The sequence below is a fragment of the Caballeronia sordidicola genome, from assembly GCF_002220365.1.
GTDB classification, from domain to species: domain Bacteria; phylum Pseudomonadota; class Gammaproteobacteria; order Burkholderiales; family Burkholderiaceae; genus Caballeronia; species Caballeronia sordidicola_C.
Genome location: NZ_MTHB01000277.1, coordinates 1 through 9622, shown reverse-complemented (window position 1 = coordinate 9622; position 9622 = coordinate 1). Strand labels below are relative to the sequence as shown.

The window sequence follows — 9622 nt, the reverse complement described above, 5'->3', positions numbered from 1 at the left end:
ATGGACGCCGCGGTGGCGCATTGCACGGAAGGGATTGGCATCTGGCAGTGGGCCAGCAATGATCAGGAAGGTGAGACGGACGTTGTGATGGCGTGCTGCGGGGACACACCCACTCTTGAGATTTTGGCAGCTGTTTCCATCCTTCGCGAACACCTGCCCGAATTGAAAATCCGGGTGCTCAACGTTGTGGATCTAATGAAGCTGCAGCCGAGCGCCGAGCACCCACACGGTCTGAGCGAGAAAGATTACGATTCGCTGTTCACCAAAGATAAGCCGATCGTCTTCGGCTTTCACGGATACCCATGGCTGATTCACAGGCTTACATACCGTCGTACCAACCGCAATATGCACGTGCGAGGCTACAAGGAAGAGGGAACGATTACCACGGCCTTCGATATGAGAGTGCAGAACGACCTTGATCGCTTTCACCTTGTTCAGGACGTGATCGACGTGTTGCCGCAGTTGGGCGGGAAGGGCGCCTACTTGAAGCAGATTGTTCGAGACAAGCTTATCCAGCACAAACATTTTATCGATAAGCATGGGCAAGACATGCCGGAGATTCGGAACTGGAAGTGGGGCGATGTGAAATGAATTCGCGAACGCTTATCGAGACGGCCAAGGCGTTGGTCGCAGACGCAAAGGGTCTGTTGGCGATGGATGAGAGCAACTCAACCTGCGACAAACGGTTTGCCAAGTCGGGCATCGAGCAGAGCGAAGAAACCCGACGCGCATATCGCGAATTACTCGTGACCACCCCTGGGCTCGGCGACGTGATCAGTGGTGCAATTCTTTACGATGAGACGATCCGACAGCGGGGAAAAGATGGGACACCCTTCATCGAAACACTTGTCGGCGCCGGCATTATTCCCGGCATCAAAGTCGATATCGGCGCGAAGGACCTGGCTGGACATCCGGGAGAACTGATAACGGAAGGCTTGGACGGCTTGCGGGTCCGATTGAAAGAGTACGTCGACATGGGGGCTCGGTTTGCTAAGTGGCGCGCCATTATCGTCATAGGCGACGCCCTCCCAAGCCGCAGCGGTATCGACGCGAACGCGCATGCTCTTGCACGCTATGCCTGTTTGTCGCAAGAATGTGGACTTGTGCCAGTTGTCGAACCGGAAGTCCTTATGGACGGGAATCACACCCTGAGTCGATGTGAGGAGGTCACCGAGGATGTCCTAAGCAGCGTTTTTAGCCATCTTCGCGCTCAACGAGTACTGCTGGAGGGCATGCTCCTCAAACCTAATATGGTGTTGCCCGGTTTGAGCTGCGCCACGCAGGAGTCTGTAGACGAGGTGGCGGACGCCACGATCAGGTGCCTCCTCAGAGTGGTGCCGGCGGCGGTTCCGGGAATCATGTTCTTATCGGGAGGCCAGTCCGGCGAGTTGGCATCTGCTCGTTTGAATGCCATGCATACCCGGGCGAAGGAGCCGTTGCCTTGGGCGGTGGCCTTCTCCTTCGGTCGAGCCATCCAGCAACCGGCTCTAGAAATCTGGCGTGGCGAAGAGATTCATGCGAAAGACGCTCAACAGGCGTTGCATCACCGGGCTGCGTGTAACCGCGCCGCATGCCGGGGTGAGTATCGTGGCGAGATGGATCGTAAATCGTCAGAGCAAACATCTTCGAACAACAACCGCAACAAGGTAGCGGTGGCATAAGCCTTGTACAACATCCTGGCGGCCCCTGAGATCCGAATGGACGACCGAGGACGGCATGGCTGGTTTTTTAGGTCAGGCATCAAGCTAGCTATGAATGAGGGGGCGAACTCGTGACTACTTCTGGACAACGGCTGTTGCAACTTTACTTCGTGCGGCACGGCGAGACACAATGGTCACTGTCTGGTCAGCACACCGGGCGCACAGACATTGCGTTGACCCTCCGCGGCGAGGACCAAGCCAGAAGCCTTGGGGCACATCTCCGAGGTATCCCGTTTGCCCGCGTTCTAACAAGCCCGCGACAACGCGCGCAGCGAACATGTGAGCTGGCAGGGTTCGCTTCGCAAGCGCGGATAGAACCGGACCTGCAGGAATGGGACTACGGCGACTACGAGGGGCAGTGTTCGGTCGACATTCGCGAAGCGCGCCCGGACTGGGATGTTTTTAAGGATGGCTGTCCAAACGGCGAAACACCCTTGCAGATTTCGGAGCGAGTCGATCGGCTTATCGCAAAGCTCTCCGTGCTTGAAGGAAACGTCGCCCTTTTCTCCCATGGCCAACTAGGGTGCGTCCTGGCAGCAAGATGGATTGGGGCCCCAGTTAGCGAGGGTCGACATTTCGCGCTCGGCGCGGCTTCGTTGAGCATTCTCGGCCACGAGGCCGCTCATCCCAGTACCCAAGTCATAGCACTGTGGAACAGCATGCATTCATCGCTGTCCGTTAGCCCTTAACGACATTGCAGCAGGCATCGGTCAAAAACAACCCCCACGTGTTAGAAACCCAGTGGAGGAACACACATGTAACGTAAGCGGCGGAAGAGGCCTTCCGCTGCAAACCGCCGACCGTAACAAAATAAGGAAGATCATGCGACCGCTGATCGCGGGAAATTGGAAGATGCACGGGCTGTCGTCTCAGCTTGCCGAGATTGAGGCGATTGCCGCGTCGGTGAAGCTGAGGCCGACCCATGCGGACGTCCTGGTGTGCCTGCCAGCGACGCTTATCGCCCGCGCGTCCAGTTTGGCCGCAGGTCGCATCGCTATTGGAGCGCAAAACTGCCACAGCGAGATCTCTGGCGCATTCACCGGAGACATCAGTGCGGAGATGCTCAGAGACGCGGGCGCGAACACGGTAATACTCGGGCATTCCGAACGGAGACAGCATCATGGTGAGACCGACGCAGTGGTGGCGAAAAAAGTGGAAGCTGCTTCGCGCGCCGGACTGCTGGCGATCATTTGCATCGGTGAGACGCAATTACAGCGAAAGGATGGCAAAGCCCTCGCAGTGTGCGGCAACCAGATCGCTGCGAGCCTGCCCGACAGCATGAGCATGTCCGTCAACGCAGTGGGTTATGAGCCGCTGTGGGCGATCGGAAGTGGCCAAGAGCCGACACCGGACGAAATTGTCGAGATGCATGAGCACATCCGCGAGTGTCTTGTCTCCCGTTTAGGGACACGAGGGCGCACGATACGCATCCTTTTTGGCGGTTCTGTCAATCCCGACAACGCGCGAGCCATCCTGGCGTTGCCGGAAGTCGACGGCGCGTTGGTCGGTGGCGCGAGCCTGAAGGCCACCGATTTCGCAGCCATAATCGGAGTTGTACCGGCCGAACCTTAACCTTTGTAGTAGCGTAATTTGTGCGGTAAAGCCTGGATATTCGACGTCGATGGGAAGGCATCGCTTTGACCATAAAGTGGCACAAGCGGGTATGGATCGGCCTCCCGCGATTCTTGGGAGGATTACTCTCTATAGAGTCGTCCGTTTATAGGGGAAATATCATGACATATGTCTATAGCTTTTTTCGATCCACCGATGATAGCCCGGCGGTCACCATTTCCAAGGAAAATAAGATGGCTTACTTGAAAGAGGGTACGAAGTTATATCTATCTCAGATCGGTGAAAACGATGGAAAATTCAAGGTCGTAAAGCTGAGGCTGGCACTAGACACCATCGATGGGTCGGACACTCAGAACATCCACGTCATCATTAAGTAATTCAGGGAACCAAATCGTTTATGTTTTGATTTCGCTCTCGAGGATAGCCGGAACCGCGTGAGCACTGAAGCCACGGAATTTGCGACCGCCACATTCACAATTTTAAAGCAACGAGTGCGGTCGGACGATTCCTATTCCACCGGGGCGAAGACGCAGCAGCGAGCCCGCAAGAGGCTCGCTGCTGCGCTGCTCCGGCGTTAGCTTGTCCGTCGAGCTCGTCACGTACATTACATCAAGCGCTTTGCCGCCAAACGCGCACATCGTTGGCTGGCTCACAGGCAGCGGGATATCGCGATCGACCGCCCCGTCCGCAGTGTAGCGGCGAAGGCGCCCCGCGCCGTGCAAGGCACACCAGTATCCACCCTGGGTATCGACGGCCGCACCATCAGGAATGCCAAGGTTGTCCTCTACTCGTACAAAGAGATCGCGTCGGCCGAGCTGCCCGGTTGCTGCATCATAAGCGAACGCGAACACCTCTTTAGTTTGACTATGAGAAAGATAGAACCGCTTTTCGTCCGGGCTCCATGCCATGCCATTGTGCAGGTCCGAAACGTCCGGCTCCGGACGCAGTCCGTCTGCCAGCGTGAAGCTATGCAGTGGCGCCTCTTCGGGCGTAGTAGTGCTCTCCAGCGGGTCAAACATGACCCCGACCCAAAACCGCCCTGCGCTATCGCAGGCTCCCTCGTTGAAGCGAAATTTTGTGGAGTCGAAAGGCGCTTGTGCGAGCCGTCTCAAGGAACCGGATGCGAACTCGAGTCGAAAGATTCCGTGGCGAAGTGCCACAACGGCGCCGCGCGGGTTGTGAACTAACGCGAATGCGCCGATATCGCTCGGCATGAGCCAAGATCGGTTATCCGTTGTGGCAACATCATAGCGATACAACGCCGGCTTTTTGACATCGATCCAGTAAAGCGCGTTCTCGTCATCTGCCCATGTCGGTGATTCACCGATCGTCGCGCCTCCATTAACGACAACCTCGATTTTCATGAGCTGCTCCGATAAAAAATGTGACCCAAGTCCCCAAGCCTAAAGTTCGCCCCGCGCAGCAAGCGCTGCGATTCTGTCGGCGGTGCGCATGGCAATCGCTTGAATGGTGAGGGAAGGGTTGACGCCGCCCACCGTCGGAAAAACAGAGCCGTCGCAGATCCACAGATTTCGGATGTCCCAGCTGCGACAGTCCGCGTCGACGACACTCGTGCGCGGGTCGTTGCCCATTCGCGCCGTGCCGCCTAGATGGCAGGTGTCGTCAGTTTCGCGCCATACGTCCTTAGCGCCTGCCGCATTCAAAGCGTTACTCATGAAATTCAATGAGTGTGCGACGAGGCGCTTATCGTTATCGCACAGGGAATAAGTGACACGAGCGATCGGTAAACCATACTGATCTTTTTCATCGGCGAGGGTAATGCGGTTGCGTTCCTGCGGTAAGGTCTCCCCCACGATCTTTAAGCCCGCTTGATGGTTGTATTTTTGCATCTCGTCAAGTAGCTGATGACCCCACAACCCTCGACCGTTTTGGGTCGCGGCCCACACCTTGGGCAGCGGGCCTTGACTCATGTAGCAGTAGCCGCCAAAGAAATCCTTTCCTTTGTCGGTGTAGTTCCAATGCTCGGTGATCGCGAGCGAAGGGGGGCCCTTGTATGAGCGGATCTCTTCGTCCATGGTCCCCCAGACCGCCTGGTTGGTCTGCACCATAAAATTCTTGCCCACGAGCCCTGAACTGTTTGCTAGACCGTCAGGAAAGCGGCTGGTGGCCGACAGCAGTAACAAACGGGGTGTTTCGATGGCATAGCCCGCCACTACGACATTCTTCGCGCGCTGGAATTGCCAGCGTCCCTCTCGGAAATATTCGACTCCCGTGGCCCTGCCAGAGTCGTCAGTGACGATACGTCCGACCATCGCAAGATCACGAATTTCGGCACCGGCCGCGACTGCCCTTGGAATCCAGGTAACCAGTGCGCTTTGCTTAGCGTTGGTTGAACAGCCGGACACGCAAAATCCCCGATACACGCAGGGGTGAGCCGCTCCATGCGGTGCGGACAAGGTCGCAAGCGGTGTTGGCGTCCAGGGAATACCCAGGGCCGCGGCTCCGCGGGCGAGAACAAGTGCTGCGGCATTTAACTCATGGGCTCGATAAGGATAACGCGGGCGCTTCGGCCCCCAGGGGTAATTAATTGGGCCCGAAATGTTCAAGACTTGCTCTACCCGCCTGTAATATCCCCACATTTCGCGCCAGTCGAGCGGCCAGTCGGCGCCATAGCCGAGCAGGCTGCGCGATTTGAACCACTCCGGTCGAAAGCGCAACGACACCATGGCGAAATGCACCGTGCTGCCGCCCACCGCTTTGCCACTGTTGTTCGATCCAAGTTCTAGCGGGTCCTCACCGTCGCAGATGCGTTCATCGGTCCAGTATAGTTTTGACTGGTGAGCTTCGTCGGAAGCGAATTCTTCGAGAGGGCGCCACCACGCCCCGGCGTCGAAGGCGACGACTTTAAAGCCTTTTTCCGCGAGGCAACATGCGAGGGTGGCGCCGCCCGCGCCAGTGCCAACGATCGCGAAATCAACTTCCTCGTCTTGCGGATATTCGAGCATCGGTATCCACGCGGTGCGATGAAATACGTCGGGCGCGCGTCCGTTCTTGCCGCGGGGTTGATGCTGAGCGTCATCGAGCACGGCGATTCTCCTGGTAGGCTTTGCCTTCGTCGTCCGGCTTCGCCTCAGCGGCTTCCCAGGGGTCGCGCCGGTCAAAGTACATCCGAACATAGCCTCGAGGATTGGCGGGCCCGCCAAAGCCAATTTCGCTCCAGGCTTGAGGATGCGAATAGTAGGCGCCGCAGATGTCGTGAAGCACCCGCTTGGCAAAGAAAAGCTCTGACGGCATCCCTTGCCAGACGCTGCAATTCAGTTCACCGCGCTGCATTTCCTTAAGCAGATCGACTCGCTGCGCACTGCCGAGGCTCGCAAACGGCAATTCGGATCGTGTACGGCTCTCTTGGTCCATTGCGGCAAGCCCCACTTGCCATGCTGTTCGCATCGGCAGCAGACGGGCGTTGCGGTATCCATCTCCTTCGTTATTGAACAGCTTCGCGTCCAGAAGCGCTGGCAAAGGAATCGCGGGTCGATCGGACGCCTGCGGCATGATGCAGGCGCATAGCGCCGTGACGGTTGTCCATTCGACCGCATTGAAGAACCGCGGATCGTTCGGTGTCGCCAGGCGCTCGTCGACGACCTTTCGTGTGGCCTCATCCCACGAAGGCGTGTCCCGCTTATCGAGGACGTTATAGCCGGGGTAGCGTGTGCACGGTATGGTGGTCATTTCTCGGTTTCTCTCAGGCGTAATGCGGCGAGTCCCGCTAGCGCCAGTGCTGAAAAGCTGGGCGGGGCCGGAAGTGGCGGTCCGTTAAACAGATTCTGGCTCCAGTTGCGCCAGCCGCCTTGATTGCGGGCGATGCCACGGGCATGGAATCCGACGCCTATTAATCCCAAGGCGGCCGTCATGCGCAACCATGCACGCGCGAACCAACTTGGGCGCGGCGATCTCAACGCTGCCTGAGCGAGAAGTACTGCGGCGATCGGTGGAAGGCTGACCGGTGCATACATGGCCGGATGTTGGAACGACCCCCGAAAATGCAGAAGCGCTACTTCGCCTACTGTACCCACGAGCCCGGCGCTTGCCAGCAGTGCTAGCGCCTTCCCAGCCGGTAGCCCGAAGATCTGGGGTTTCTCGGCCGGTTCGTCGCGTAGACGCTCCGCGACGGCCCCGAGCGCGCCGGACAGCAGAAGTGCGGCAGGTGCGCCGAGTGGCGCGCCATAAAACAGGTTGTTCCAGCTCCACCCCCCTGGGCGTTTTGTTACGTTGTACAGGTGAAAGGCGGTGCCTGAGACCCCGGCGGCGACAGCGACCACATAGATCGCGTGGCGCAGTTGTTGAGTTTCGGCGTTGCGATCTACACCCCCGTGCAAACCAGCGAGTACGGAGAGGGCGGACGAGGCTAGCGGCGTATACATCGCGGGGTTCGCAAACGAACCACGGTAATGCTCCATGGCACTATCGGCGAGCACCGACGCGGCGAGCAAAGCTGAGCTTCGATTGAATGCGCGGGCCGCCACGATATGTTCCTGAACCTCGGATTCCCCCTCGCGCTCGGGCAGCGGAAATGAAACTGAGTTTCGACGCGCCACCGCTGCGACTGCTGCAACGCCAGCACAGGCACATACAAGACCGATGATGCGCGAACTGTTGCCCATTCGTTCTCCTTCATCCAATGAAGTAGCGTTGCGCGTCAGCATGCTTAAATTCAAGTCCGCATCCAGGACGGGTTAGATCGGGACCTATTTCGCCCTTCACAGGCTTTGGCGCGCCGTCAAAAAGCATGCTTTCGATTCGGACATGATCGTGAAACCATTCCTGATGGCGCAGTCGCGCACCGGGACTGGCAACGTGCAAATGCAGTGCTAGTGCGCAGTGAGCAGATAACGGAATGTGAAAGGCGTCGCACAGGGCTGCGACGCGCATGAAGCCCGTGACGCCGCCGCATCGCGACACGTCCGCTTGAAGGACGTCTACCGAGCGTGCATCCAGCATCCGACGAAAATAGTCGAGCGTGTAGCCGTACTCGCCAGCTGCGATTTCCATTGGCGCAGGAACACGCTCGCGAAGCGAGCACAGTCCGGCGAGATCGTCTGAGGACACCGGCTCCTCGAACCAGGCAACACCTTGTTCGGCAAAGGTGTGCGAATAGGCCAGGGCGGTTTTTTCAACATAGGCGCCGTTTGCGTCGACAAAAAGACCGGTGTTGGCGCCGATTGCATCGCGGGCGCTTTTCACGCGCGCTGGATCTTCTTCCGGGTTGCTGCCTGTTTTGATTTTCACCCAGCGGCAGCCGTCATGCTCCACCCACCGGATAAGCTGCTCCTTTGTCTGGGTCTCCGTATAAGTGGTGAAGCCGCCACTTTCATAGATCGGCACATTCAAGCGCGCTGCGCCGAGCAAACGCACAAGTGGCACGTTAATCAATTTTGCTTTCAGGTCCCACAGCGCACAGTCAACGGCAGAAATCGCTGTGGCTACGAGCCCGACACGGCCTGCATTGCGGACCCGGCATTGCATCTTTTGCCACAACGTCTCGATATTCCAGCAATCTTCCTGCACGATATCTGGAGCAATCGTGTCACGGAGCGGCTTCGCAGCGCTGGCATCACTGTCGGTCCCTGTCGCATCGCATACATCCACTTCCACAACAATCAACGTGGTTGAATTCCAGGCGAAGGTGCCATCGGCTTCCGGCAAATCTGTCGGAATCGTGTATGCGTGGCACCGGACCTCAGTGATTGTTGCTTGATGCGAAGCTGGCATGGCTCTCGGATGACCTCGTACTAATCGGGTTGCCGTGCTGTTGCGCCAGGATCAGGTGCCCCTGTGGCCCGGCAGTACTGCTCCGAGCACTTGCTTGGCAGTGTCAATCAAGATATTGCCTTCTTCCGGATCGCCCTTCATCAAGGTAGATGCGAACGCTTTCGCCTCCGCAAGGGTGATATGGGGAGGTAAAGGTGGCACATTCGGATCGGTTTTTACTTCAAGCACTACTGGCCTGTCCGATGCGAAAGCCTCTTCCCAGGCAGCGCCCATTTTCTCGTCGTCATCGACATAGATGCCCTTCAGTCCGATCAATTCCGCGAACTTGTGATAGGGCACTGAAGGGATATCTTGCGATGCCTCGAACTTCGGATCGCCTTCCATGACCCGTTGTTCCCAGGTGACCTGGTTTAAGTCGCTATTATTCAGAACCATGCAGATCCACTTCGGACTCGCCCACTGTTTCCAATATTTCGCGACCGTGATGAGCTCAGCCATGTTGTTCATCTGCATGGCCCAAGGACGTTTTGAGTGGAACTTGACATCAAGTACCATAATGGCCTCCGCTGTTTCCCATCAGATTCTTTGTAAGCCGACGGCCATGTCGACGGGTTGCGAAG

Annotated in this window: 8 protein-coding genes and 2 pseudogenes; 4 read left to right on the top strand and 6 right to left on the bottom strand. The window is 57.6% G+C overall.

Translation table 11 applies throughout. From position 1 onward, the window contains the following. From BSU04_RS40110 to tpiA, 4 genes and pseudogenes are all read left to right on the top strand, one after another. Positions 1-591 (top strand): annotated as a pseudogene (locus tag BSU04_RS40110) (phosphoketolase); the annotation flags it as partial. Continuing rightward, positions 588-1661, top strand: coding sequence for a class I fructose-bisphosphate aldolase (locus tag BSU04_RS40105; RefSeq protein ID WP_089165752.1), 1074 nt, complete (start codon positions 588-590; stop codon positions 1659-1661). The pseudogene BSU04_RS40110 and the gene BSU04_RS40105, both read left to right, overlap by 4 nt. A 110-nt stretch (positions 1662-1771) precedes the next feature. Beyond that, on the top strand, positions 1772-2389 hold the full coding sequence (locus tag BSU04_RS40100) for a histidine phosphatase family protein (protein ID WP_306427257.1): 618 nt from the start codon (positions 1772-1774) through the stop codon (positions 2387-2389). Between the two features lie 133 nt (positions 2390-2522). After that, entirely contained in the window at positions 2523-3272 is a 750-nt protein-coding gene (gene tpiA / locus BSU04_RS40095) for a triose-phosphate isomerase (RefSeq protein ID WP_089165751.1), read from the top strand. Between the two features lie 479 nt (positions 3273-3751). Here the strand turns inward: tpiA and BSU04_RS40085 are convergent, their stop codons facing one another. The 6 genes and pseudogenes from BSU04_RS40085 to BSU04_RS40060 all read right to left on the bottom strand — a co-directional run. Further along, entirely contained in the window at positions 3752-4636 is an 885-nt protein-coding gene (locus tag BSU04_RS40085; RefSeq protein WP_089165749.1) for an SMP-30/gluconolactonase/LRE family protein, read from the bottom strand. Between the two features lie 39 nt (positions 4637-4675). Continuing rightward, the gene (locus tag BSU04_RS40080; protein WP_089165748.1) at positions 4676-6319 is read right to left on the bottom strand and encodes a GMC family oxidoreductase; all 1644 of its coding nucleotides are present in this window, start codon (positions 6317-6319) and stop codon (positions 4676-4678) included. Beyond that, positions 6309-6962, bottom strand: a complete 654-nt coding sequence (locus BSU04_RS40075) for a gluconate 2-dehydrogenase subunit 3 family protein (protein ID WP_089165747.1) — start codon at positions 6960-6962, stop codon at positions 6309-6311. The genes BSU04_RS40080 and BSU04_RS40075 overlap by 11 nt, the downstream gene beginning before the upstream one ends. Beyond that, positions 6959-7894 (bottom strand): hypothetical protein, encoded by a 936-nt coding sequence (locus BSU04_RS40070; protein ID WP_089165746.1) that lies wholly within the window; start codon positions 7892-7894, stop codon positions 6959-6961. The genes BSU04_RS40075 and BSU04_RS40070 overlap by 4 nt, the downstream gene beginning before the upstream one ends. A gap of 10 nt (positions 7895-7904) precedes the next feature. Next, entirely contained in the window at positions 7905-9002 is a 1098-nt protein-coding gene (locus tag BSU04_RS40065) for an enolase C-terminal domain-like protein (RefSeq protein ID WP_089165745.1), read from the bottom strand. A 51-nt stretch (positions 9003-9053) separates the two neighbouring features. Continuing rightward, positions 9054-9518, bottom strand: a pseudogene (locus BSU04_RS40060) (thiamine pyrophosphate-dependent enzyme); the annotation flags it as partial. Positions 9519-9622 lie beyond the last annotated feature (104 nt).